The sequence below is a fragment of the Streptomyces sp. NPDC002795 genome (assembly GCF_042888725.1).
Taxonomy (GTDB): domain Bacteria; phylum Actinomycetota; class Actinomycetes; order Streptomycetales; family Streptomycetaceae; genus Streptomyces.
This window is the reverse complement of record NZ_JBIAQB010000002.1, coordinates 38,242-61,041: the sequence shown is the minus strand read 5'-3', so window position 1 is coordinate 61,041 and position 22,800 is coordinate 38,242. Positions and strand designations below refer to the sequence as shown.

General features: G+C 70.8%; 25 protein-coding genes. 11 read left to right on the top strand and 14 right to left on the bottom strand.

Annotated elements, in window-relative coordinates; genetic code table 11:
• Positions 1 to 77: 77 nt before the first annotated feature.
• From ACFYWS_RS04790 to ACFYWS_RS04780, 3 genes are read left to right on the top strand one after another with little or no spacing between them, the layout of a single operon-like run.
• Positions 78 to 1,019, top strand: coding sequence for a carbohydrate ABC transporter permease (locus ACFYWS_RS04790; protein WP_389271691.1), 942 nt, complete (start codon positions 78 to 80; stop codon positions 1,017 to 1,019).
• Positions 1,016 to 1,882: a carbohydrate ABC transporter permease gene (locus tag ACFYWS_RS04785; protein WP_389269586.1), complete on the top strand. Its 867-nt coding sequence runs from the start codon at positions 1,016 to 1,018 to the stop codon at positions 1,880 to 1,882. Before ACFYWS_RS04790 ends, ACFYWS_RS04785 begins: the two co-directional genes overlap by 4 nt.
• Before the next feature lie 9 nt (positions 1,883 to 1,891).
• Positions 1,892 to 3,385: a glycoside hydrolase family 3 protein gene (locus tag ACFYWS_RS04780; RefSeq protein ID WP_389269584.1), complete on the top strand. Its 1,494-nt coding sequence runs from the start codon at positions 1,892 to 1,894 to the stop codon at positions 3,383 to 3,385.
• A gap of 586 nt (positions 3,386 to 3,971) precedes the next feature.
• Here the strand turns inward: ACFYWS_RS04780 and nagB are convergent.
• Positions 3,972 to 4,757, bottom strand: a complete 786-nt coding sequence (gene nagB, locus ACFYWS_RS04775) for a glucosamine-6-phosphate deaminase (protein WP_389269582.1) — start codon at positions 4,755 to 4,757, stop codon at positions 3,972 to 3,974.
• An 86-nt stretch (positions 4,758 to 4,843) separates the two neighbouring features.
• Complete coding sequence (locus ACFYWS_RS04770) at positions 4,844 to 4,978, bottom strand: hypothetical protein (RefSeq protein WP_389269580.1); 135 nt, start codon at positions 4,976 to 4,978, stop codon at positions 4,844 to 4,846.
• A gap of 48 nt (positions 4,979 to 5,026) precedes the next feature.
• Here ACFYWS_RS04770 and ACFYWS_RS04765 point away from each other — a divergent pair, with 48 nt between their 5' ends.
• Positions 5,027 to 6,091 (top strand): SIS domain-containing protein, encoded by a 1,065-nt coding sequence (locus ACFYWS_RS04765; RefSeq protein ID WP_389269579.1) that lies wholly within the window; start codon positions 5,027 to 5,029, stop codon positions 6,089 to 6,091.
• A gap of 320 nt (positions 6,092 to 6,411) precedes the next feature.
• Positions 6,412 to 7,878: a sensor histidine kinase gene (locus tag ACFYWS_RS04760; protein ID WP_389271688.1), complete on the top strand. Its 1,467-nt coding sequence runs from the start codon at positions 6,412 to 6,414 to the stop codon at positions 7,876 to 7,878.
• 203 nt (positions 7,879 to 8,081) lie between these two features.
• Here the strand turns inward: ACFYWS_RS04760 and ACFYWS_RS04755 are convergent, their stop codons facing one another.
• Positions 8,082 to 8,339 carry a WhiB family transcriptional regulator gene (locus ACFYWS_RS04755; protein WP_016639615.1) on the bottom strand — a complete coding sequence of 86 codons (258 nt, stop codon included), beginning with the start codon at positions 8,337 to 8,339 and terminating at the stop codon, positions 8,082 to 8,084.
• Between the two features lie 319 nt (positions 8,340 to 8,658).
• Positions 8,659 to 9,627 carry a diacylglycerol/lipid kinase family protein gene (locus tag ACFYWS_RS04750; protein WP_389269577.1) on the bottom strand — a complete coding sequence of 323 codons (969 nt, stop codon included), beginning with the start codon at positions 9,625 to 9,627 and terminating at the stop codon, positions 8,659 to 8,661.
• Between the two features lie 56 nt (positions 9,628 to 9,683).
• On the opposite strand from ACFYWS_RS04750, the gene ACFYWS_RS04745 reads away from it, so the two are divergent.
• Positions 9,684 to 10,127 (top strand): hypothetical protein, encoded by a 444-nt coding sequence (locus ACFYWS_RS04745; RefSeq protein WP_389269575.1) that lies wholly within the window; start codon positions 9,684 to 9,686, stop codon positions 10,125 to 10,127.
• A gap of 18 nt (positions 10,128 to 10,145) precedes the next feature.
• On the opposite strand, the gene ACFYWS_RS04740 is transcribed toward ACFYWS_RS04745, so the two are convergent.
• From ACFYWS_RS04740 to ACFYWS_RS04730, 3 genes are all read right to left on the bottom strand, one after another.
• Positions 10,146 to 11,189, bottom strand: a complete 1,044-nt coding sequence (locus ACFYWS_RS04740) for an RNA polymerase sigma factor SigF (protein WP_389269573.1) — start codon at positions 11,187 to 11,189, stop codon at positions 10,146 to 10,148.
• Positions 11,186 to 11,599, bottom strand: a complete 414-nt coding sequence (locus ACFYWS_RS04735) for an anti-sigma regulatory factor (RefSeq protein ID WP_326013872.1) — start codon at positions 11,597 to 11,599, stop codon at positions 11,186 to 11,188. The genes ACFYWS_RS04740 and ACFYWS_RS04735 overlap by 4 nt, the downstream gene beginning before the upstream one ends.
• A 265-nt stretch (positions 11,600 to 11,864) precedes the next feature.
• On the bottom strand, positions 11,865 to 12,125 hold the full coding sequence (locus ACFYWS_RS04730; protein ID WP_389269571.1) for a UBP-type zinc finger domain-containing protein: 261 nt from the start codon (positions 12,123 to 12,125) through the stop codon (positions 11,865 to 11,867).
• 51 nt (positions 12,126 to 12,176) lie between these two features.
• Between ACFYWS_RS04730 and ACFYWS_RS04725 the strand changes: the two genes are divergently transcribed.
• Positions 12,177 to 13,775 (top strand): Na+/H+ antiporter, encoded by a 1,599-nt coding sequence (locus tag ACFYWS_RS04725; RefSeq protein WP_389269569.1) that lies wholly within the window; start codon positions 12,177 to 12,179, stop codon positions 13,773 to 13,775.
• Here ACFYWS_RS04725 and ACFYWS_RS04720 read toward each other — a convergent pair.
• The 3 genes from ACFYWS_RS04720 to ACFYWS_RS04710 form a co-directional block, all read right to left on the bottom strand.
• Positions 13,754 to 14,683, bottom strand: a complete 930-nt coding sequence (locus ACFYWS_RS04720; protein WP_389269567.1) for a 1-aminocyclopropane-1-carboxylate deaminase/D-cysteine desulfhydrase — start codon at positions 14,681 to 14,683, stop codon at positions 13,754 to 13,756. The genes ACFYWS_RS04725 and ACFYWS_RS04720 overlap by 22 nt on opposite strands.
• A gap of 52 nt (positions 14,684 to 14,735) precedes the next feature.
• Entirely contained in the window at positions 14,736 to 15,326 is a 591-nt protein-coding gene (locus ACFYWS_RS04715) for an N-acetylmuramoyl-L-alanine amidase (protein WP_389269565.1), read from the bottom strand.
• Between the two features lie 136 nt (positions 15,327 to 15,462).
• Entirely contained in the window at positions 15,463 to 15,696 is a 234-nt protein-coding gene (locus tag ACFYWS_RS04710) for a hypothetical protein (RefSeq protein WP_389269563.1), read from the bottom strand.
• 220 nt (positions 15,697 to 15,916) lie between these two features.
• Here ACFYWS_RS04710 and ACFYWS_RS04705 point away from each other — a divergent pair, with 220 nt between their 5' ends.
• The 3 genes from ACFYWS_RS04705 (at position 15,917) to ACFYWS_RS04695 (ending at position 19,275) form a co-directional block, all read left to right on the top strand.
• On the top strand, positions 15,917 to 17,323 hold the full coding sequence (locus ACFYWS_RS04705; RefSeq protein WP_389269561.1) for a family 2B encapsulin nanocompartment shell protein: 1,407 nt from the start codon (positions 15,917 to 15,919) through the stop codon (positions 17,321 to 17,323).
• A 145-nt stretch (positions 17,324 to 17,468) separates the two neighbouring features.
• On the top strand, positions 17,469 to 18,539 hold the full coding sequence (locus ACFYWS_RS04700) for a family 2 encapsulin nanocompartment cargo protein polyprenyl transferase (RefSeq protein ID WP_389271685.1): 1,071 nt from the start codon (positions 17,469 to 17,471) through the stop codon (positions 18,537 to 18,539).
• Between the two features lie 130 nt (positions 18,540 to 18,669).
• Positions 18,670 to 19,275, top strand: a complete 606-nt coding sequence (locus ACFYWS_RS04695; protein ID WP_389269559.1) for a GNAT family N-acetyltransferase — start codon at positions 18,670 to 18,672, stop codon at positions 19,273 to 19,275.
• 23 nt (positions 19,276 to 19,298) lie between these two features.
• Here the strand turns inward: ACFYWS_RS04695 and ACFYWS_RS04690 are convergent, their stop codons facing one another.
• The 3 genes from ACFYWS_RS04690 to sodN form a co-directional block, all read right to left on the bottom strand.
• Positions 19,299 to 20,183 carry an NAD(P)-dependent oxidoreductase gene (locus ACFYWS_RS04690; RefSeq protein WP_389269557.1) on the bottom strand — a complete coding sequence of 295 codons (885 nt, stop codon included), beginning with the start codon at positions 20,181 to 20,183 and terminating at the stop codon, positions 19,299 to 19,301.
• 39 nt (positions 20,184 to 20,222) lie between these two features.
• Positions 20,223 to 21,056, bottom strand: coding sequence for a hypothetical protein (locus tag ACFYWS_RS04685; protein WP_389269555.1), 834 nt, complete (start codon positions 21,054 to 21,056; stop codon positions 20,223 to 20,225).
• A gap of 154 nt (positions 21,057 to 21,210) precedes the next feature.
• Positions 21,211 to 21,606 (bottom strand): superoxide dismutase, Ni, encoded by a 396-nt coding sequence (gene sodN / locus ACFYWS_RS04680; protein WP_266713972.1) that lies wholly within the window; start codon positions 21,604 to 21,606, stop codon positions 21,211 to 21,213.
• Between the two features lie 191 nt (positions 21,607 to 21,797).
• On the opposite strand from sodN, the gene sodX reads away from it, so the two are divergent.
• Entirely contained in the window at positions 21,798 to 22,241 is a 444-nt protein-coding gene (gene sodX, locus ACFYWS_RS04675; protein WP_389269553.1) for a nickel-type superoxide dismutase maturation protease, read from the top strand.
• Here sodX and ACFYWS_RS04670 read toward each other — a convergent pair.
• On the bottom strand, positions 22,145 to 22,774 hold the full coding sequence (locus tag ACFYWS_RS04670) for a CGNR zinc finger domain-containing protein (protein WP_389269551.1): 630 nt from the start codon (positions 22,772 to 22,774) through the stop codon (positions 22,145 to 22,147). The two genes, sodX and ACFYWS_RS04670, sit on opposite strands and share 97 nt — an antisense overlap.
• Positions 22,775 to 22,800 lie beyond the last annotated feature (26 nt).

Here is a 22,800-nt window from a genome sequence, read left to right as displayed (position 1 = left end):
AGGTCAGCCACGTGACTGCCGCCGACACCAAGGCCGCCGGGCCGCCGCCGCTCACGGCGGACACCCCGGAAGGGGACGTGCTCACCAAGGGCATCAAAGGCCCCCGCGGCACCGGCCGCCCCCCGCGGAAGAAGGGGGCGTCGCTCCCTTACCTCCTGATCCTGCCGGCGATCGTCGCGCTGGCCGCTGTCTATGCGTACCCCCTGGTCAAGACCGTGATCATGTCCTTCCAGGACATGGGACGCCGCGAGCTGTGGACGGGTGAGAGCCCGCCGTGGGTCGGCCTCGACCAGTTCACCAACATCCTCGGCGACGCGGAGTTCTGGCAGGTCACCGTCCGCACGGTGGTCTTCATGGTGGTCTGCGTCGCGCTCACCATGGCGATCGGCCTGCTGATCTCGCTGCTGATGATGCGCCTGGCGACCTGGGTGCGGCTCACACTCACCACGGCCCTGATCGCCGCCTGGTCGATGCCCCTGCTCGTCGCCTCCTCGATCTTCCGCTGGCTCGCCGACTCCGACTACGGCCTGATCAACACGCTCATCGCCAAGGTTGCCGGCGAGGACTTCCTCGGACACAACTGGTTCCTCGACCCGCTGCAGGGCTTCTCGATCATCGCCGCGCTCGTCATCTGGGGCGCCGTCCCGTTCGTCGTGATCACCCTGTACGCGGCCCTCACCCAGGTCCCCGCGGAGCTGGAGGAGGCCGCCCAGCTCGACGGCGCGAGCGCCCTCGGTGTCTTCCGCTTCGTCACCTGGCCGGTCATCAAGCCCGTCTTCATCATGGTCACCACGCTCTCGGTGATCTGGGACTTCAACGTCTTCGGGCAGATCTGGCTGCTGCGCGGCAACAAACCCGAACCGGACTACGAGACCCTCGGTCTCTACTCCTTCTCCAAGGCGTTCACCTCGACGTCCTTCAGCCAGGGCACCGCGATCGCCCTGATCACCGTTCTGCTGCTCTCCGGCGTGGCCGTGTACTACCTGCGCCAGCTCATGAAGACAGGAGAGGTCGAATGAGCGCCTCCACCGCACCGGTCAGGCAGGGGCTGCGCCCCGACCGCAAGAAGACCAGGCTCGGCTACAACATCCTCGGGCTCGCCATCGCCGTCGTGATGGCCTTCCCGGTCTACTGGCTCGTCATCTCGGCGCTGCGCCCCAACCACGAGATCCGCTCCTACGACCAGACGCTGTGGCCGTCGTCGCTCACCTTCGACAACTTCGCCCGCGCCGTGAAACAGCCGAACTTCGGCACCGCGATCCAGTCCAGCCTGATCATCTCGATCGTCGCCGTCGTCGGCGGCATGGTCATCGCGACCCTCGCGGCCCTCGCCATCGGCCGCTTCCGCTTCACCGGCCGGCGCGCGCTCCTCATGGCGATGATCCTGGTCCAGATGCTGCCGCCGACCGCGATGCTCATCCCCATCTACACCCAGCTCAACGCGATGGGCGGACTCAACGAGTACTGGGGCGTCATCGTCGTCTACCTCGTCTCCACGCTGCCCTTCGCCACGGTGATGATCCGCGGCTTCGTGGTCAACATCCCCGTGGAGCTGGAGGAGTCGGCGATGGTCGACGGCTGTACGCGGATGGGCGCGTTCCGCCGCGTCGTCTTCCCGCTGCTCGCCCCCGGCCTCGCCGCCTCCTCGATCTTCGCCCTCGTCAACGCGTGGAATGAGTACCTGTTCGCGTACATCCTGATGAACGAGGACTCGAAGTACACGCTTAACGTGTGGCTGATGACGTTCACGACCGAACGAGGCACCGACTACGGCGCGTTGATGGCCGCGTCCACCATGATCGCTCTGCCGGTGGTGATCTTCTTCATGTTCATCCAGAAGAAGATGGCCACGGGACTCACATCCGGCGCCGTGAAGGGATAACGCACCCAGATGACAAACCGGTCGACATTGACACGTGGTACCGACACTCTGACGCGCGACGCCCTGACCGTCCTCCAGCCCGGGTTCACCGGCACATCGGCGCCCGACTGGCTGCTGCGCCGGCTCGGCGAGGGACTGGCGTCGGTCGGTCTTTTCGGTCGCAATATCGCCACGCCCGAGCAACTTGCCGCCCTCACCGCCCAGTTGCGGTCCGAGCGTGATGACGTCCTGGTCGCCATCGACGAGGAGGGCGGCGACGTCACCCGCCTCGAAGTCCGCACAGGTTCGTCCTTCCCGGGCAACCACGCGCTCGGCGCGGTCGACGACGCGGCGCTGACCCGCGCGGTCGCCGCCGAGCTCGGCCACCGCCTCGCCGAGTGCGGCGTCAACCTCAACTGGGCGCCCTCCGCGGACGTCAACGCCAACCCGGACAACCCGGTGATCGGCGTACGTTCCTTCGGCGCGGACACCACGCTCGTGGCCCGGCACACCGCCGCGTACGTCGAGGGCCTGCAGTCCGCGGGCGTCGCCGCCTGTGCGAAGCACTTCCCGGGACACGGGGACACGGCGGTCGACTCGCACCACGACGTGCCGCGCATCGACGTCGACCTGGACGTGCTGCGCTCCCGTGACCTCGCGCCGTTCCGGGCGGCGATCGCGGCGGGCTCGCGGGCCGTGATGAGCGCGCACATCCTGGTGCCCGCGCTCGACCCGGAGTACCCGGCAACGTTGTCGCGTCGCATCCTCACCGGCCTGCTGCGCGAGGAGTTCGGCTACGAGGGCCTGATCGTCACGGACGGCATGGAGATGAAGGCCATCTCCGCCACGTACGGCATCGAGCGCGGCAGCGTCCTCGCGATCGCCGCGGGCGCCGACGCGATCTGCGTGGGCGGTGGGCTCGCCGACGACGACACGGTGCTGCGGCTGCGGGACGCGCTGGTGGGCGCGGTGCGCTCCGGTGACCTCCCGGAGGAACGCCTCGCGGACGCGGCCGCGCGGGTCCGCGCGCTGTCCAAGTGGGCGACGGCGTCGGCCCGTACCGGGACCCCGGAGGGCGATTCCGGGGTGGGGCTCGACGCGGCGCGCCGCGCGGTCACGGTGACGCGCGGGGAGCAGGGGGCGCCGGTCTCGGGCCCCGTGCACGTCGCCGCCTTCACGCCCGTCGCCAACATCGCGGTCGGCGACGAGACGCCGTGGGGCGTCGCCGCCGAACTCGAACGCCTGCTGCCCGGCACCACCACCGGCTCCTACACCGGCGCCGACGCGGGCTCCGCCGCCCTGGCCGCCGCGGGGGAGCGGCGCGTGGTGGCGGTGGTCCGCGACGAGCACCGGCACCCGTGGATGTCCCGGGCCCTGGACGACCTCCTGGCCGCCCGCCCGGACACGGTCGTCGTCGAAATGGGCGTACCCCAGGCCCCACCACGCGGCGCACCGCACATCGCTACGCACGGGGCGGCGAGGGTGTGCGGGGTCGCTGCCGCTGAGGCGATCGTGAGCGGCTGAGGCCCCGGGGCTGCGCCCCGGCATGAGCTGGGCTTGTACTGTCCCGCTCACCCGCGGGCGGCGGAGGTGTTCGTGGGCGGCTGAGGCCCCGGGGCCGCGCCTCGGCAAGAGCCGGGCTTGAACTGTCCCGCTCACCCGCGGGCGGCTGAGGCCCCGGGGCCGCGCCTCGGCAAGAGCCGGGCTTGAACTGCCCCGCTCGCCCGTGGGCGGTGGAGGCGATCGTGAGCGGCTGAGGCCCCGGGACCGCGCTCCGCCCCCCCGGCGGGCTCTCGCCCAAGAGCCGGGCTTGAACTGCCCCGCCCACCCGTGGGCAATGGCCGTGCCCCCCGCCCATCTCCCACCACCCGCCCCCTCCGGGGGCGTCGGCCCGACGGGGTGCCGCACCACGCCTTGGGAGATCCGCCGGCGCCCACGGACGGCTCCGCTCCCGTCCGCCGCACCCGCCTTGGGCGGCAGGGTGGGCAAGGCGGCACCCCGGTGGGGGCCGAGCGTTCCAGTGGCCCGGGCCCCGCTTCAGGGCAGAAACGAACGGTGCCGGTCACCCCGACGGGGGCGACCGGCACCGTCACGTAAACGCCCGGCAGGGCTACAGCCCCTGCCACTCCGGCTTGTTGGCGTACGTGTGCCGGAAGTAACCCGCCAGCTTCAGCTTCGACGCGGCCGCATCGTCGACCACGACGGTCGCGTGCGGGTGCAACTGCAGCGCGGAGGCCGGCACCACGGAGGCGACCGGGCCCTCGACGGTCGCGGCCACCGCGTCCGCCTTGCCCTCACCGGTGGCGAGCAGCACCAGGTGCCGCGCCTCCAGGATCGTCCCGATGCCCTGCGTGATCACATGGCGCGGCACCTGGCTCAGGTCCCCGTCGAAGAACCGCGCGTTGTCCGCGATGGTCTGCTCGGTCAGCGTCTTGATCCGGGTCCGCGAGGCGAGCGAGGAACACGGCTCGTTGAACCCGATGTGCCCGTCCGTACCGATCCCGAGCAGCTGCAGATCCACGCCCCCGGCCTCGACCAGCGCGCTGTCGTACGCCTCGCACGCGGCCTGCACGTCGGTGGCGCTGCCGTCGGGCCCCATGAACGCCGCCTCGCTCAGTCCGAGCGGCTCGACGACCTGCCGCAGCACCGTCGCCCGGTAGGACTCGGGGTGCCCGGTCGGCAGCCCCACGTACTCGTCGAGCTGGGCGATCCGCGCCTTCGACGCATCGGCCGCACCGGCGCGCACCTGGGCCGCCAAGGCCTCGTAGATGGGCAGCGGAGTCGAGCCGGTGGCCACGCCGAGCAGTGCGTCGGGCTTGCGCCGCAGCAGCTGGGCCATGGCCTCGGCGATCAGCTCGCCACCTGCCTTGGCGTCCGGAACGATCACAACTTCCACGCTGGGCCTGCCGTTCTGGTCAGAGGAGACGGGATGTCGGGATGACATGTGGTATAGACCAATCTAGCAGAGCGTGACCCCGCCGGTCAGGCCCTCCGCCACACCTCTTGGGCCACCTCTTCGGCCCCGTCATCGCCCACGTCGCCGTCCATGTCTCCGTCCATGCTCGGCGCTGCGCCGTGGCTCGGCACCTCGAAGCGTCCGGTGGGCGGCGCGGGCACCCAGCGGCCACAGTGGAAGGTGCCCGTCGCCCCACCGGAGGTGCCCGTATGAACGCCACTCCGTCCGACCCGGAGCGCCCCGGCCGGATCATGACGCGGGAGATGCACGAGCAGCCCGACGTGCTCAGGCGGCTCCTCGCCACCGGCGCCCCGCGCATCCAGGACGTGGCCCGCCGGGTCGCCGACCGCGCCCCCCGCTTCGTCCTGCTCACCGCCCGCGGCACCTCCGACCACGCCGCGCTCTACGCCAAGTACCTCATCGAGATCCGGCTCGGCCTGCCCTGCGGCCTCGCCTCGATGTCCACCACGACGGCGTACGGCGCCCGCCCCGACCTCCGCGACGTGCTGGTCATCACGGTCAGCCAGTCCGGCGGCTCGCCCGACCTGGTCGCCTCGACGAAGGCCGCCCGCGAGGCCGGCGCGATCACCCTCGCCGTGACCAACAACCCGGACTCCCCGCTGGCCGCCGTCTCCGAGCACCACATCGACATCATGGCCGGACCGGAGAAGGCGCTGCCCGCCACGAAGACGTACACCGCCTCGCTGCTCGCCCTGTACCTCTTCGTGGAGGGCCTGCGGGGCGGCGACGGAGCGGCCGCCTCCGTGCTGCCCGACCACGCAGACCGGGTTCTCGCCCGCCGGGACGAGGTCCGCACCCTGGCCGCCCGCTACCGCTTCGCCGGACGCATGGTGATCATTTCCCGTGGCTACGGCTATCCGACCGCGAAGGAAGCGGCCCTCAAGCTGATGGAGACCAGCTATATCGCCGCCCTCGCGTACTCCGGCGCCGATCTGCTGCACGGCCCGCTCGCCATGGTCGACAACGTCTCCCCGGTGATCGCCGTGGTCACCGACGGCCGGGGCGGCGACGCCCTGCGGCCCGTCCTCGACCGGCTCCGCGGGCGCGGGGCCGATCTGATGGTGGTCGGCCCCGAGGCCCAGGTGGCCCGCGCCTCCGCCGGCTTCGTCCTGCCGACCGCCGGGGTGGCGGAGGAGGTGCAGCCGGTGCTCGAAATCCTCCCTCTCCAACTCCTGGCGTACGAGGTGACCATCGCCCGCGGTCAGGACCCCGACGCCCCGCGCGCCCTCGCGAAGGTGACGCAGACCCGGTGACCCGGTCGGCCGTGAGCCTCGGAGAAACAGACGAGAACAAACCTCTGCCGACGCATAGACATGGGAGAATGGTCTAGTCCACAATGCGTAACTGTGGCTTCCGCCCTCCCCGCACAGGAGGACGGACAGAGGAACCGACGCTCTCTGCCCTGACTGCGTCGGATCCTCGACCGGCAGCCGGGACCGCACACCTGGAAGCCGGTGCACCTGAAGGGCTGCGGTGCTAGGGGAAGGGCTGAGGGTCCCGACCTCCGGCGCCGCGGCCCGTCGGTCTTTTCGGGGCCCCGTACCCCTGCGGTTAAGCTCGGCTCGTGCCCTCCATGAACGATCTCGTCCGCCAGCACACCGCCCTCGGTGACCCCGATCTCGAGTGGCTCCATCTGCTGGTCTCGGAGTGGCAGTTGCTCTCCGACCTCTCCTTCGCCGACCTCGTCCTGTGGGTTCCCACCCACGACGGCACGCGATACGTCTCCGTGGCCCAGATGCGGCCCAACACCGGGCCGACGTCCTACCAGGACGACATGGTCGGCCACCTCGTCCCGCGCGGCCGCCGCCCCATGCTGGACGTCGCGCTCGACGAGGGCCGCATCGTGCGCGAGGGCGACCCCGAGTGGCGCGAGGAGGTCCCGGTGCGGGTGGAGTCCATCCCCGTACGCAGGGACGGCCGGGTCCTCGGCGTCATCGCGCGCAACACCAACCTGCTGACCGTCCGGACGCCCTCGCGCCTGGAGCTGACCTATTTGCAGTCGGCCTCCGACCTGGCGCAGATGATCGCGGCGGGCACCTTCCCGTTCCCCGACCAGCAGGTCGACATGGACGCGTCCCCGCGCGCGGGCGACGGCCTGATCAGGCTCGACGCGGACGGCGTGGTCCAGTACGCGTCGCCCAACGCCCTGTCCGCGTACCACCGGTTGGGCTTCCAGGCCGATCTGGTCGGCCACCACCTCGGCACGACGACGGCCGAACTCGCCCCGTCCCACGGCCCGGTGGACGAGGCGCTGGCCAAGATGGCCAGCGGCTGGGCGCCGCGCGAATTCGACGTCGAGGGCGAGGAAGGATCGATTCAACTCCGCGCGATCCCGCTCAAGCCCAAGGGCGCGCGCATCGGTTCGCTGGTCCTCCTGCGCGACGTCACCGAACTGCGTCGCCGCGAACGCGAGTTGATCACCAAGGACGCGACCATCCGGGAGATCCACCACCGGGTGAAGAACAATCTGCAGACGGTCGCCGCCCTGCTCCGCCTCCAGGCCCGCCGTATCGGTTCCGACCGGGGGCGCGAGGCGCTGGAGGAGGCGGTCCGCCGCGTCGGTTCCATCGCGATCGTGCACGAGACGCTCTCCCAGAACCTGGACGAGCGCGTGGAGTTCGACGAGATCGCCGACCGGGTGCTCGCCATGGTGGCGGAGATCTCACCGGGCCAGGTGGTGGGCCGGCGCACCGGCCACTTCGGCATCCTGGACGCCGAAGTGGCGACCCCGCTGTCCATGGTCCTCACCGAGGTGCTCCAGAACGCACTGGAGCACGGCTTCCGTCAGGGCGACACCGGCACCGTCGAGGTCTCGGCCGTGCGCGGCGGCACCAGCAAGGAGGCCCGACTCCTGGTCACGGTCCAGGACGACGGCGTCGGTCTGCCCGAGAACTTCGACCCGAAGCGCGCCGGGAACCTTGGCCTGCAGATCGTACGCACGTTGGTGGAGGGCGAGTTGGGCGGAACGTTCGACATGGTGCCCGCACCGGAGCGCGGCACGCAGGTCATCCTCGACATTCCCGTACGCAGCAGCAAATAGCCGTACGGGCACGCGCGGCAGTGCCCGAACAGCAGTGAGCCCCGGACCGTTGAACGGTCCGGGGCTCACTGCTCGCGTTGCTCGGGTCATGTCCCGGGCTGAGCCTGGGGGAGCATCGGGGGTACTGCGCGCTGCGGCTCGGGGGCGGGAGATGCGTACGCGATGTACGCGCCGCCGGGCTCAGGCTCGAACGGGGTGGGAAATCAGGCGGAGGCCTGACGGGCCCGGTTGCGAGCGGCGCGGCGCTTCATTGCGCGGCGCTCGTCCTCGCTGAGGCCACCCCAGACGCCGGAGTCCTGGCCGGACTCGAGCGCCCACTGCAGGCACTGCTCCATGACGGGGCAGCGGCGGCAGACGGCCTTGGCTTCCTCGATCTGCAGCAGCGCAGGACCAGTGTTGCCGATGGGGAAGAAGAGCTCGGGGTCTTCTTCGCGGCAAACGGCGTTGTGACGCCAGTCCATGGCTGCTACCTCTCCTTGGTATTACGTACAGGTTGCTTGTGAATGTGAACGCTTTCACGAATTCCCCGACAAGTTAAGGGCCGAACGTCACATACGCGACGGTGGTCCGTTGCTTTGAGGAGGGGATTCGGGCTCTCTGTGGGGCCGATGTTTCGGGCCGTCCCGAGCGCCATATAGAGATTCGCAAACCTCGGCGGCGGATACAACCCCTTCCGGAAAGTTTTTTTTGATTCCTCGGTGTCGGCTAGGTCACAGCCGTACTTCCATGGGGTGGATGCTGGCCCAAACGTTCGAGATGAAGGACTTTAGTCCCTTCCACTCACACAATCACACGCAGTGCACGGCGTACGCCTGTGAACGTCACGCTGGTCCGCAGTCCCAGGTGGTCACCGTCCATCTGAAGGGGCAGGGGCGCCTTCGAATGCAAGGTGAAGTCCGTCAGGTCGTGGAGCGTGACCGCGTTCTTGCCGTGCGGGCCGCGCTCGGGCGACGAGGCGAGCAGCTGGGTGCCGTAGCGGGCCACCGCGGGAGTGGAGAGTTTCTTGAGTCCCAGCACGTCAAGGCCGGTGTCGAAGGACGCCTGGGGCGTCGGGTACAGCGGCCGGTTGCCCAGGAAGGACCACGGCGACGTGTTGCTGACTATGGAGACGACGAGATCGGTGACCGGATCCTCGCCCGGACGTTCGAGCGTGATCGTGCCGTGCCGACGGTCGGCCTCACCGAGGAACTGGCGCACGACCTGTCGCACGTACAGGGCATGTGTCGAACGCTTGCCGCGCTCCCGCTGCTGCTCCACACGGCCCACCACGCCCGCGTCGAAGCCGAGGCCCGAGGCGAACGTGAACCAGCGGGACGGCACACCCTCGTCCTCCGTGCCGACCGTGCCGGAGGCGAGGCCGAGGCCCACCGTGCGCCGACGGCCCTCGCGCAGGGCGTCCAGGAGCTGCCCTGTGGCCTCCACGGGGTGGTTCGGCAGGCCGAGGGCGCGCGCGAAGACGTTCGTGGAGCCGCCCGGGACGACGGCGAGGCCGGGCAGCCGGTCGAGGTCGGGGCCGTGGTGCAGCAGGCCGTTCACGACCTCGTTGACCGTGCCGTCGCCACCGAGGGCGACGACCAGCTCGATGTCCTTGCTCTCCGCGGCCTGCCGGCCGAGGTCGCGCGCGTGGCCCCGGTACTCGGTGGTGACGGCCTCGAGCTTCATCTCACTCGCCAAGGCGTGGATCAGCACATCACGCGTGCGCGCGCTGGTGGTGGTTGCCGCCGGATTGACCACGAGAAGTGCACGCATGCAAGGCAGCGTACCCAGCGCTCTTGATCGCGCCCAGACCGAGGTAGGTTGCAAAGGTGACCTCAGAGCAGAACCCCGCCCCCGAACCGCACGAAGAAGACGGCCCGCGCCCCGGTCGGCTGACCGCCGCCGCGGCCCTGGCCGGGCTCGAAGGAGTCGCGCTCGTCGTGGGCGGCGCCTACATGCTGGTCGCCGGCCTTGCCGGGCACCCCGACAACCCGGAGCAGGCCGCGACCGGCGGCGTCACGCTCATCGTGCTCGCGCTGCTGCCGCTGTTCGCCGCGCGCGGACTGCTCGCCCGCAAGCGCTGGAGCCGCGGCCCCGCGATCATCACGCAGATCATGGCGCTGCCGGTCGCCTACACGCTGCTGCAGGCCGACAGCATGGCCATCGGGGGCGGCATCGCGCTCGCCGCCGTGTCGATCGCCTCGCTGGTGCTGCTCGTCAATCCCGAGACCACGCGCGCGTTGGGCATCCGCGCGCCGGGGTCCTCCCAGTAGCTCGGATCACCACGTGGGTCACTCCTCGACGAGGAGCTTGTCCCTGAGCTGGGCCAGCGTGCGGGCCAGCAGACGGGAGACGTGCATCTGGGAGATGCCGACCTCCTGGGCGATCTGCGACTGCGTCATGTTCCCGAAGAAACGCAGCAGCAGGATCCGCTTCTCGCGCGGCGGCAGGTCCTCCAGGAGCGGCTTGAGGGACTCGCGGTACTCGACGCCCTCCAGCGCCTCGTCCTCGGATCCCAGCGTGTCCGCGACCGCGGGGGACTCGTCGTCCGTGTCGGGGACGTCCAGGGACAGCGTGGAGTACGCGTTGGCCGACTCCAGGCCCTCCAGGACCTCCTCCTCGGAGATGCCCAGCTTCTCGGCCAGCTCATGGACCGTGGGGGAGCGGCCGTTCACCTGGGACAGCTCCGCGGTCGCCGTCGTCAGGGCCAGGCGCAGCTCCTGAAGGCGCCGCGGCACGCGCACGGCCCAGCCCTTGTCGCGGAAGTGCCGCTTGATCTCGCCGACGACGGTCGGCGTCGCGTACGTGGAGAACTCCACGCCGCGCTCGGGGTCGAAACGGTCGACCGACTTGATCAGGCCGATCGTCGCGACCTGGGTGAGGTCGTCCAGTGGCTCGCCGCGGTTGCGGAAGCGGCGCGCCAGGTGCTCGACCAGGGGCAGATGCATGCGCACGAGCTTGTTGCGCAGCTCCGCGTACTCCGGGCTGCCGTCCTTCAGTGTGCGCAGCTCGATGAACATCGCCCGCGCACCGCTGCGGTCCCGCGGATCGTGCCGGTCGTGCCGCTCACCGTGTCGCTCGTGGTCGCTCATCAATCCCGCCCGTCGCGCGTCCGATCCCGCTGAGCCCCCGCGAAGCACGGCCCCCGGGGTCGGCGCTGCCTGCTGTGCCGCGTCGGTCGCCGGGCCCACCGTGTTCTCGGCATCCTCCGGGTGCGGCAGGGCCTGCTGCTCGGGGATGCCGGTGGTCGGCCCTTGCATCCCGCCCGTGCCGTCGGCCGGGAGATCCCGTGTGCCGCGCTTGTCGTCCCGCACCGGACCGTCCCCGTTCCTCACGTCGGGCCGGGGCCCGCGCCGCGCTTCTTGTAGAGGCTGATGGAGACGGTCTTGTCCTCGGCCACTGTGGAGTCGACCTGGCCCGCGAGGGCCGACAACACCGTCCACGCGAAGGTGTCGCGCTCAGGGGCCCGGCCGTCGGTCGTCGGCGCGGAGACCGTCACCTCCAAGGAGTCGTCGACCAGCCGGAACACGCAGCTGAGTACGGAGCCCGCGACGGCCTGCTGAAGCAGGATCGCGCAGGCCTCGTCGACAGCGATGCGCAGGTCCTCGATCTCGTCGAGGGTGAAGTCCAAACGTGCCGCGAGGCCGGCCGTGGCCGTCCGCAACACCGACAGGTAGGCACCCGCAGCCGGCAGCCGGACTTCTACGAAGTCCTGATTCCCGGGCTCGCCTGCAAACTGGGACACCCTCACCTCCAAGGTGGTACAAGCACTTTCGGGCTCCGGAGGCGTCGTCCCCCGGGTGATGCGCCACATATATCTGCGGTGACGCTACCGCGCGCCCGACTTTCCTGTCCCGGGGACCCCCGGCCCATTGCTGTCACTCATAGTAAGCATACGGGTACGGACAGTGGCTAGAGGGTGTGCGGGCTCAATTGGAAAGAGCGGGCGCCGGTTTGACGTACCCAGGCGTCAGTGGATCGAACCCCGGAGGGGCCGGGCATCCGTCGGTTCAGACGAGCATCGAGTCGACAAAGCACCAACGCCAGCTCTCACCAGGCTCGAAGGTGCGCATCACCGGATGGCCGGTCTCGGTGTGGTGAGCCGTCGCGTGCTTGTACGGGGACGAGTCGCAGCACCCGACGTGACCGCAGACCAGACACAGCCGTAGTTGCACAGGGTGACTGCCGACGGCCAGGCACTCCAAGCAGGTCTCGCTCAGAGGCGCGGGCTCGGGGTGCGGCAACGCGGCGACGTGCGAGCACTCGTTCATGATGGCCAGGTTACGACGGGTGGCGCGGAGCAGGGCGGTGGAAGGCGGGTCATGGACGTTTTGCCTCTGGTGGGTCTGGTCGCCGCCAGCGCGGCGGTGGCGGGGGTGGCGCGCAGGACGCCCGTCCCGGCGCCGCTCCTCCTGGTCGCCATCGGTCTGATCGCGTCCTACGTGCCGTGGGTCCCGGAATACGTGCTCGACCCGCATGTCGTGCTGCCGCTGATCCTGCCTCCGCTGCTGCACACCGCCGCCCTGGAGAGCTCCTACCTCGACCTACGGGCGAACATCAGACCCGTCGCGCTTCTCTCCGTGGGCTACGTCCTGTTCGCCACGCTCGCGGTGGGCTGGCTGGCGTACGAGCTGATCCCGGACCTGCCGCTGACGGCCGCGCTCGTCCTGGGAGCGGTGATCGCGCCGCCGGACGCGGTGGCCGCCACGGCGATCGCCCGGCGGGTGGGACTGCCCTCCCGGATCACCACGATCCTCCAGGGCGAGTCCCTCGTGAACGACGCGACCGCGATCACCGCCTACAAGGTGGCGCTCGCCGCGGCGGTGGGCGAGGGCGCGAGCTGGGCGGGCGGGATCCAGGAGTTCCTGGTGGCGGCCGTCGGCGGGGTCGGCGTGGGGCTGCTGCTGATGGTGCCGCTGCACTGGTTGCGCACGCATCTCAAGGAAGCGCTGTTGCAGAACACGCTCTCGCTGCTGATCCCCTTCCTCGCGTACGCGGTCGCGGAGCAGGTGGGCGCCTCCGGAGTGCTCGCCGTCGTGACCGTCGCGCTCTACCTGGGGCACCGCTCCTGGCAGGTCGATTTCGAGACACGGCTCCAGGAGACCGCGGTGTGGAAGGTCGTCGCGTTCATCCTGGAGTCGTCGGTCTTCGCGCTCATCGGCCTCCAGCTGCGCTTCGTCCTCGAAGGACTCGGCGAGTACAGCGTGTGGCAGGCGGTCTGGTACGCGGTCGGGGTGTTCGTCTTCGTGGTGGTGATCCGCTTCGTGTGGTCGTATCCGGCCACCTATCTGCCGTGGTGCATGTCGCCCCGCATCCGCGCGCGAGAGAGCGACACGGACTGGAAGCGGCCGCTGGTCGTGAGCTGGGCGGGCATGCGGGGCGTGGTGTCGCTGGCCATCGCGTTCTCCATCCCGCTGGTCACGGAGGACGGCGAGCCGTTCCCCTCGCGCAACCTGGTGCTCTTCCTGACCTTCACGACGGTCATCGGGACGCTCGTCATCCAGGGGCTCACGCTGCCGCCGCTCATCAAGCTCCTCAAGCTGCCGGGCCGGGACACGCAGGCCGAGACGCTCGCCGAGGCACAGGCGCAGAACGCCGCCTCCGTGGCCGCGGAGGAGCGCGTGGAGGAGTTGATGCGGGACGAGCGCAACTGCCTGCCCACCCCCCTCCAGGACCGTCTGCGCACCGTCCTGGAGCGGCGCCGCAACTCGGTGTGGGAGCGGCTCGGGCAGGCCAACCCGGTGACCGGGGAGTCCGCCGACGACACGTACCGCCGGCTCGCGCGAGAGGCGATCGCAGCCGAGCGCGAGGTCTTCGTACGGATGCGGGACGAGCGGCGGATCGACGACGAGATGCTGCGGACGCTGCTGCGCAAGCTGGACCTGGAGGAGGCCGCCGCCTACCGGGAGGTCGACGACTGAGCGCCTTCGAAGGGGGCGCCCGTGATCACCGCCGCGAGCGTCGTGCCGCTCGGGAACGCGCCCTCCTGCGCGAGGGCGACAAGTGCGTACAACGCTTTGGCGACATAAAGGTGCTCCACGGGCACGCCGTGGCGGAACTCGAAGTCCTCGGCGAACGCCGCGAGTTCCTCGGGCACGCGCGCGTAGCCGCCGAAATGGAACCGGTCCTCCACGCGCCAGGAGCCCCGCCGACCGCCGAACGCCGCCTCCTGGAGGGCGCGGACGTCGTCCTCCAGGAACCCGCCCTTGAGGACGGCGACGCCCACCGCGCGCTGGCCGGGGGCGAGTCCGGCGGCGAGCCCCGCGAGGGTGCCGCCCGTGCCGCAGGCGAGCGCGACGACATCCGCGTGGCCGCGCAGCTCCCGGCCGAGGTCCGTACAGCCTTGAACGGCGAGGGAGTTGCTGCCGCCCTCGGGCACCACGTACGCGTCATCGGCGTCGGCCGCGTCGAGGAGACCGGCCAGCACGTCCGGATCGGTCTTGCGCCGGTACGTCGACCTGTCGACGAAGTGCAGACGCATCCCGTCGGCCGCGCAGCGGGACAGGGACGGATTGAGCGGGCGGTCGGCGAGTTCCTGGCCGCGGACGACACCGATAGTGGTCAGGCCCAGGAGGCGGCCCGCCGCGGCCGTCGCCCGCAGATGGTTCGAGTACGCGCCTCCGAAGGTGAGGATCGCGCGGCCCCGCGCCTGTGCCGCCTCGAGGTTGCGGGCGAGCTTGCGCCACTTGTTGCCGATCAGGTCCGGATGGATCAGGTCGTCCCGCTTGAGCAGCAGACGCACGCCGTGGCGCGCGAAGCGCTCGTCGTCGACCTCCACGAGGGGAGACGGGAGGCGGGGGCGCAGGCCGGAGGCGGTGGGGCGGGACACCCGGCCATTGTCGGACACCTGGCCGGGTCCCCGCCCGCGCGGCGGCGGACGGCTACTTGAGCCGGTCCCTGATGCGCCCCCGCATCGACGCCATCGTGAAGCCCTTGGGGTCGATCTTCCCCGGCTGCCACTCCAGGTGGCCGATGACCGAGCGCTCGGTCCAGCCGTGGTGCCGGCAGATCGCCGCGGCCGCCTTCTCGATGGCCTCCAGCTGGGCTGCGGGCCAGGGGTCGTCACCGTTGCCGAGGTTCTCGCACTCGAAGCCGTAGAAGCGGCTGTTGCCGTCCGTGTTCGCCTCGTTGTCGTGCGGCAGGGCCTTCTCCGCGATCACCGCGCGCAGCACGTCGTCGTCGCCCAGGCCCGCGTGGTTCGCCCGGCCGTAGCCGACCAGGTGGACACGGCCGTCCTTCGTGATGACGCCGTGGCACAGCGGCCCCGGCAGGTTCGCGTGGCCCTCGCGGCAGATGCGCACCGTGCTGGCGCTCCCGGAGGTGGCGGTGTGATGGATCATCACCCCGTTCAACGGGCCCCAGTCGCCGATGTGATTGCGGTTGTGCCGCCGCCAGTCGCCGACTTCGACCACCGTCAGACCCTCGTCCTTGAGAGCCTTGATGAAGCTGCTTGCGGACATGGGTGGGGCCACGGCCGTCTCCTTCGCGGGAGCGACGGCCGCCGACTGCGTACCGTCTCTTACGGTTCGCTTTTACCCGGAACCGCCGTTCAGCGACCTACTGTTCGCATAACGTGCACAACGTTCGCGGCGCCGGCGGCCAGGTCGCTCAGCTGCGCAGGACGCCGTCCCCGTTCACCGCGATGTGCGATTCGAGGGCCTGCAGCGCCTGCTGCGTGGCCTGCGGGCTGCCGGTGCCCTTGCGCTCCGCGTAGTACGCCGCGCCCAGTCGCTTGAGCAGATCGCCGCCCGCGCGCTGCGCCTGCACGTCGTCCAGCTTCTGCTTGCCCTGAGTCAGGCCGCGCTGCGCCTGCTCCTTGGCCCGGTCCATAAATCCCGCCATGGTGATCACCCTTCTCGTCTTTACCGTTTCCTGACCAACGCACGCCGGGATCTTCGAGTTCCGGCCGCCGGCGGAACATGAGCCGGGAGAGTGCGAAAGTGCCCACCCAATGCCCCGCCCACCCGCCATCCATTCCCCCTCATTTGTGTAATGGTGCGATCGCTCTCCGTGCTGAAGGCTTGTCCTCGCAGGTCAGTTCATGATCGGGAGGGCATTGCACATGTCGGTAGGCGAAGAGGTCCGCGAGCAGACCCCCGGACCGCAGAAGAGTCTGGGTACGTCCGCGGCGCGGAACCTGGCCACGACCACCAAATCCGCACCGCAGATGCAGGAGATCAGCTCCCGCTGGCTGCTGCGGACGCTGCCCTGGGTGGATGTGAAAGGCGGTACGTACCGGGTCAACCGACGGCTCAGCTACTCGGTCGGAGACGGACGCGTCACGTTCGTGAAGACGGGGGACGACGTCAGGGTCATCCCCGCCGAGTTGGGAGAGCTCCCCGCGCTGCGGGGCTTCGAGGACGAGGGCGTGCTTGCCGAGCTCGCACAGCGCTGCACCCAGCGGGAGTTCGCGGCCGGCGAGCTGCTCGCCTCGTTCGGCAGCCGGGCCGACGAGGTGTTCCTGCTCGCACACGGCCGCGTCGAGAAGGTCGGCACCGGTCCTTACGGGGACGACGCGGTGCTCGGAGTGCTGGCCGACGGCGCGTACTTCGGCGATCAGGCCCTGCTCGACCCGGAGAGCATCTGGGAGTACTCGGCGCGAGCGGCCACCGCGTGCACCGTACTCACGCTGCCGCGGGGCGACTTCGAGCAGGTCGCCGAGCGCGCCGATGCGCTGCGCGGCCACCTCCAGGCACTGCGCGCGCTCCCCCGGCAGCGGGCCAACGCGTACGGCGAGAAGCAGATCGACCTCGCGGCCGGCCACGTCGGGGAAGCGACCCTGCCCGGGACCTTCGTCGACTACGAATCCGCGCCGCGCGAGTACGAACTGAGCGTCGCCCAGACCGTGCTGCGCATCCACTCGCGCGTGGCCGACCTCTACAACCAGCCCATGAACCAGACGGAACACCAACTCCGGCTCACGGTCGAGGCGTTGAAGGAGCGTCAGGAGCACGAACTGGTCAACAACCGGGAGTTCGGCCTGCTCAGCAACTGCGAGTACGAGCAGCGCCTGCAGCCGCACGACGGCGCGCCGAGCCCCGACGACATGGACGAACTGCTCAGCAGGCGGCGCGGCTCCAAGCTGTTCCTCGCGCATCCGAAGGCGATCGCCGCGTTCGGCCGCGAGCTCAGCAAGCGGGGCCTCGTCCCCGAGAGCATCGACGTCGGCGGGAGCCGCATCCCGACCTGGCGCGGTGTGCCGATCTATCCGTGCGACAAGATCCCGGTCTCGGACGCGCGGACCACATCCATCATCTGCATGCGTACGGGAGAGGAGGACCAGGGCGTCATCGGGCTGCGCCAGTCCGGCATCCCGGACGAGATCGAGCCCAGCCTGTCCGTGCGGTTCATGGGCATCAGCGAGCAGGCGATCATCTCGTACCTGGTGACGACGTACTACTCGGCGGCGGTTCTGGTGCCCGATGCGCTCGGAGTGCTGGAGAACGTCGAGGTCGGCAGGTGGCGGTGACGGGCCGCGCCCCATTCGCCGTGTCCCCGCCCGACCGGGCGGGTACACCGAGGAGATACGCGCCCACCCGCAGCGGAACCGCCACCGTCCGCGCCCTTTCGGGGGTGAGTCCATGACACAGCCGGCCGTGGATGAGCAGACGCGCATGGCAGCAGAGGCGACCGGGGCGGCCGCGGTGGAGGGGTACGAGGCGCAGGAGGCAGCGGCGATCCTGGCGCAGGCCAGGGCCGCGGTCGACCCCGAGCTGCGGCGGGCGGTGGAGGCCCTCCCTGGCTCGATACGCCGCGTCGCCCGCTACCACTTCGGTTGGGAGCACGCCGACGGCACGCCTGCCACGGGGAACGCGGGGAAGGCCGTGCGGCCCGCCCTCGTGCTCGCGGCGGCGCGGGCCCTCGGCGGGCGGCCCGAGCGGGCGGTGCGTGCGGCGGCCGCCGTGGAGCTGACCCACAACTTCACGTTGCTGCACGACGACGTGATGGACCGGGACGCCACCCGCAGGCACCGGCCCACCGCCTGGGCGGTGTTCGGGGACGCCGACGCGATCCTCGCAGGTGACGCGATACAGGCCCAGGCGCAGCGCCTGCTCGCCGAGGAGGGCCACCCGGCGGCCTCGGCGGCGGCCGCCAGGCTCGCGGCCTGCGTGGTGGAGCTGTGCGAGGGCCAGGCCGTCGACGTCGCCCTGGAGGGGCGGGACCCGGCGGACGTGTCCCTGCCGGAGACCCTTGCCATGACGGAGGCCAAGACCGGGGCGCTGCTCGGCTGCGCCTGCGCGGTGGGCGGGCTGTACGCGGGGGCGGGCGACGAGGAGGTCGAGGCGCTCGACGCGTTCGGGCGCTGTGCCGGACTGGCGTTCCAGCTGATCGACGACGTGATCGGGATCTGGGGCGACCCGGTCCGCACCGGCAAGCCGGCCTGTGCGGACCTGGCCGTACGCAAGAAGTCCCTGCCCGTGGTCGCCGCGCTCGCCTCCGGCGGCGCGGCGGCGGACGAACTGGCGGCGCTGTACGGGCCACCGGGGCCGAAGAAGGAAGGAGCGGGGGAGCTGGAGGCGATCGCGCTGGCCGTGGAGCGGGCCGGTGGCCGGGACTGGGCGCAGACGCAGGCCGCGGACCACATGTCCCGCGCGGTGGACCGGTTGGCGCAGGCGGTCCCGGTGCCGGAGGCGGCGGACGGTCTGCTGTCGCTGGCGGAGTTCGTCACGCGCCGCGGGTACTGACGCCTGCCGGCCGGGGTGCCGTCATCACGTACGGCACCCCGGCCGGGGCGGCGGGGTCGCAAGTGATCGCCTAGAGTGCCAACCGCCGTGCAGGACCAGCTGGTTGGACGAGGGGCGAGGGGCGGGACGGATGGGTGTGGGTATCAGGCGTGCGGGGGAGGCGGACCGGGATCTCGTGGTGCGGCTGCTCGACGAGGCGTTCATGGACGACCCGGTCAGCGGATGGGTGTTCCCCGGTGAGCAGCAGCGCCGGGAGCGGCACTCCGGGCTCATGGGGGTGTTCGCGGATGTGACGTTCGCGGACGGATATGTGGATCTCACCGAGGACGGTTCGGCCGTCGCGCTGTGGATGGACATGCCGGCCGAGCACGAGGACGAGGGCGAGGGCGAGGAGGACGTGCCCGCGCAGGTGCGGGCGGCCGTCGACCCCGACAACGTACGGGTTGAGCAGATAGCCCGGTGGACGGCGCTGGCGCATCCCGTGGGCCGGGCGCACGTCTACCTGTGGATGATCGGTGTCACGCCCGAGCGGCAGGGCCAGGGGTTGGGGACCGCGATGATGGCGCCGGTGCTCGAGCGCTGCGACCGCGAGGGGCTGCCCGCCTATCTGGAAGCCAGCAATTCGCGCAGCCGCGAGCTGTACGAGCGCCTCGGGTTCGTCTTCACCGGGACGGCGATCGACCTGCCGGACGGGCCGACGATCTGGCCCATGTGGCGGGAGGCCGACGCCGGCTGACGCCGCCGCGGGCGGGCCGCCGCTCAGGCGTCGGGGAAGCTCGCGAAGTACGTGGCGGCCATGTCGTCCGCGCCGTGACCCTGCTCGGACGCGCGCAGGAAGCGGTCGCGGGCGGCCGCCACCGCGTCCACGCGGAGGCCCGCGCGCTCGGCCGCGGCGAGCACCAGGCCCGCGTCCTTCGCCGCGTTGTCCACGGAGAAGCTGGGGGTGAAGTCGCCGCTGCGGATGGCCGCGGACTTGTTCTGGAAGTACGCGTTGTCCAGCGGGCCGCCGGTGATGGCGGCCACCAGATCCTCCGCGTCCACACCGAGCCCGCGGGCCAGCGCGAGGGTCTCGCCGACGCCCGTGGTCAGGGCGATCACCCAGGAGTTGAGGGCGAGCTTGAGGCGGCTGGCCGGACCCGGACTGCCGTCGCCGACCCACAGCGTGCGGGAGCCGATGGCGTCGAAGAGCGGCTGGACGCTCTCGCGGGTGGCCTCGGGGCCGGCCGCGAGCACGGTCAGCGTGCCCTGCTCGGCGGGCTGCCGGGTGCCCAGAACGGGCGCGTCGACCAGCAGGAGCCCGGCGCGGGCCGCGTACTCGGCGAGCTCGTCGATGCCCTCGCCCACGGTTCCGGACTGCACCCACACGGTGCCGGGCTTCGGCGTGGCCTCCCGGACGACGTCCAGGGTGCGCGGGCCGTCGGGCAGGACGGTCACGACGACGGCGGCGTCCCGGACCGCGTCGGACGCGCTGTCCGCGACCGTCACGCCGTCGGCGGCCAGCGGCTCCGCCTTCGAACGGGTCCGGTTCCAGGCCCGCACGGTGAACCCGGCGCGCGCCAGATTGCGGGCCATCGGAGCGCCGATCGTGCCGGTGCCGAGAACTGCGACGACGGGGCGGGCGGTGGACGGGTCGGTGCTGCTCATGAGTGAACTCCCTGTGTGTCCTGGGCGGGTCTCTTCGCCTCAGACGCTAGCTCGTACCGAGCTCTCCATCGCCGTCACGAACGCCTCCCGTGTCACTTCGTCCACCAGGTCGAGCGAGAGGTACGGGTTGAGGTCCTCCAGCTCCACGAGGAGCAGCTCGCCGTCCGGGGCGCGGCAGGCGTCGACGCGCTGGATGCCGTGCGGGAGAGTGTTCCACTCGACGAAGGAGCGGGCGAACTCCCGGTCCGCGGCGGTCGGTTCGTACGGGCGCAGTTCCCAGCGGCGCGCCGGGTCGGGCGCGTACAAGGCGTACAGCAGCTGGGCGTCGACGAAGTAGAACGAGACCTCGTACTGGAAGTCGATGCGGGGCTGCACCAGCAGGCCGTCCCCGTCCGGGAGTCCGGCGAGCGCGGCGAGCTCGGCGGCGGGTACGACGCGCAGGCCCATCGAGTCCGCGCCCAGCTTCGGCTTCGTGATGTAGGTGTCGGCCTTCGGCAGCCGGTCCAGGTCCGCCCCACGGTCGACCGTGGGGATGACCGGGTAGCCGGCCGTGGTCAGGTCCAGGAGGTACTGCTTGCCGGCCATGTCGGCGCGCCCGGTCAGCGGGTTGTAGACGTTCGTGCCGCGCTCCAGGGCCTGGGCGCGGAACTCGTCGTACGCCTCCTGGTAGCCGAGCACCGGGCCGCTGTTGCGCACCACGACGGCGTCGAAGCCGTCCATGAGCGCGGTCGCGTCCAGCGGGTGGCACAGGGCGAGGTCGAACGCGGAGCGCAGTCGGGACGTGAGGTAGATGTCCTCGTCGCAGTAGCGGCGCCCCTGGGCGGGATACGCGAGATCGGTGACGTAGAGGACGCGGGGGCGGCGCGGGGACACGAGGGGACTCCTGATGGTGCCAAAGGGTGATGCCGAAGGGGGACGCCGAAGGGGCCCGGTCGAGCGGCAGTGCCGCTCGACCGGGCCCCTTCAGAAGTTCACGGACCCGCGGGGGTGCACCGCCCGCCGGTCGCCGGTGTGAACCAGGCCTGGATCAGGCCTTCTTGGTCTCCCAGAAGATCTTGTCGATCTGGGCGATGTAGTCCAGAGCCTTCTGGCCCGTGGCCGGGTCCGACGAGCCCTTGGCGGCCGAGAGGGCCTTGAGGGTGTCGTTCACCAGCTGGTGCAGCTCCGGGTACTTCTCGAAGTGCGGCGGCTTGAAGTAGTCGCTCCAGAGCACCGAGACGTGGTGCTTGGCGAGCTCGGCGCGCTGCTCCTTGATGCCGATGGCACGCGTCTGGAACTGCGCGTCGTCGTTGGCGGCCATCTTTTCCTGGACGGCCTTGACCGACTCGGCCTCGATGCGGGCCTGGGCGGGGTCGTACACGCCGCAGGGGAGGTCGCAGTGAGCGCTGGCCTTCACCTTGGGGGCGAACAGGCGGGAAAGCATGTAGCTGTTCCTTCCTCGTGATCGTCTTCTCGGGTGCGACATTACTCCGTGGGGAACGGCTTTTCTCGGGTGCCCCCGGTGGCTTAGGACAAAAGTCCGGGGTAGGACCGGGACTGGTGGAGGATGGGACCGTAAGGGCACCGGGCCGACGGGCCCGCGGGAGCAGCGGTGGGAACCGGGGAGGTTTTCTGATGCCCGAGGCGATCGAGGAGATGCGCGAGGCGAAGGTGCCGTTTCAGATCATCGAGGTGGAGGGGCCCTCCATGGTCCCGACGCTGTACCCCGGTGACTGGATGCTGGTGCAGCACGGGGCGCGGGTGCGGGCGGGCGACGTGATCGTGCTGCGCCACCCCTTCCAGCAGGATCTGCTGGTGGTGAAGCGGATCGCCGAGCGGCGCGAGGGCGGCTGGTGGGTGCGCGGCGACAACCCGGGCGCCGGGGGCGACAGCACGGTGTACGGGGTCGTGCCGGACGAGCTGGTGCTCGCGAAGGTGCGCGGCAGGCTGCGGCGCCGCAAGCCGTGGGCCGAGGGTGAGGGTCAGCGCTCGGTGGCGGCGGTGCTGTCCTGGGTCTTCTCGGCGGTACGTCCCGTGCTTTCCGACCGGTCGGTCTCCAAGCGCTTGCGGGCGCGGTAGGCGGCGACGTTGGCGCGGGTCGCGCAGCGGTCCGAGCAGTAGCGCCGGGAGCGGTTGGTGGACGTGTCCAGGTAGGCGTTGCGGCAGGGTGTCGCCTCGCACAGGCCGAGGCGGTCGACGCCGTACTCGGTGAGGTGGAAGGCGAGGCCCATCGCGGCGATGGCGGCGTAGCCGGCCGTCGCGTTCGACGGGTGGTCGGACAGGTGCAGGTGCCACAGCGGGCGGCCGTCGTCGTCGCGGTGGTTGTGTCCGGAGATCTGCGGGCTGACCGGGAACTCCAGGAGCAGTGAGTTCAGCAGGTTCACCGCGAGTTCCTCGTCGCCGCCGTCGGCCGCGTCGAACACCGCGCGCAGCCGTCCCCGTACGCCCCTGAAGCGGGTCAGATCGGCGTCCGCGGCGCGGCGGGCCGCCTCCTTGTTGGCGCCGAAGAGCGCGCGCACCGCCTCCACCGAGGTCAGGGAGTCCTTGCCGCGGCCCGGCTCCTCGGTGTTGACGAGGCGCACGGCGTAGTCCGAGTAATAGGCCAGTTCCACTTGTAGTCCTTACCGGGGCGCTCTAT

Coding starts and splice junctions, on each gene's coding strand:
- sodN (WP_266713972.1), bottom strand. CDS start 21,606: ATGCTTTCCCGCCTGTTCGCCCCCAAGGTGAAGGCCAGCGCTCACTGC.
- ACFYWS_RS04785 (WP_389269586.1), top strand. CDS start 1,016: ATGAGCGCCTCCACCGCACCGGTCAGGCAGGGGCTGCGCCCCGACCGC.
- ACFYWS_RS04695 (WP_389269559.1), top strand. CDS start 18,670: ATGGGTGTGGGTATCAGGCGTGCGGGGGAGGCGGACCGGGATCTCGTG.
- ACFYWS_RS04780 (WP_389269584.1), top strand. CDS start 1,892: ATGACAAACCGGTCGACATTGACACGTGGTACCGACACTCTGACGCGC.
- ACFYWS_RS04705 (WP_389269561.1), top strand. CDS start 15,917: ATGTCGGTAGGCGAAGAGGTCCGCGAGCAGACCCCCGGACCGCAGAAG.
- sodX (WP_389269553.1), top strand. CDS start 21,798: ATGCCCGAGGCGATCGAGGAGATGCGCGAGGCGAAGGTGCCGTTTCAG.
- ACFYWS_RS04750 (WP_389269577.1), bottom strand. CDS start 9,627: ATGCGTGCACTTCTCGTGGTCAATCCGGCGGCAACCACCACCAGCGCG.
- ACFYWS_RS04760 (WP_389271688.1), top strand. CDS start 6,412: ATGAACGATCTCGTCCGCCAGCACACCGCCCTCGGTGACCCCGATCTC.
- ACFYWS_RS04725 (WP_389269569.1), top strand. CDS start 12,177: ATGGACGTTTTGCCTCTGGTGGGTCTGGTCGCCGCCAGCGCGGCGGTG.
- ACFYWS_RS04755 (WP_016639615.1), bottom strand. CDS start 8,339: ATGGACTGGCGTCACAACGCCGTTTGCCGCGAAGAAGACCCCGAGCTC.
- ACFYWS_RS04710 (WP_389269563.1), bottom strand. CDS start 15,696: ATGGCGGGATTTATGGACCGGGCCAAGGAGCAGGCGCAGCGCGGCCTG.
- ACFYWS_RS04765 (WP_389269579.1), top strand. CDS start 5,027: ATGAACGCCACTCCGTCCGACCCGGAGCGCCCCGGCCGGATCATGACG.
- ACFYWS_RS04700 (WP_389271685.1), top strand. CDS start 17,469: ATGGCAGCAGAGGCGACCGGGGCGGCCGCGGTGGAGGGGTACGAGGCG.
- ACFYWS_RS04730 (WP_389269571.1), bottom strand. CDS start 12,125: ATGAACGAGTGCTCGCACGTCGCCGCGTTGCCGCACCCCGAGCCCGCG.
- ACFYWS_RS04690 (WP_389269557.1), bottom strand. CDS start 20,183: ATGAGCAGCACCGACCCGTCCACCGCCCGCCCCGTCGTCGCAGTTCTC.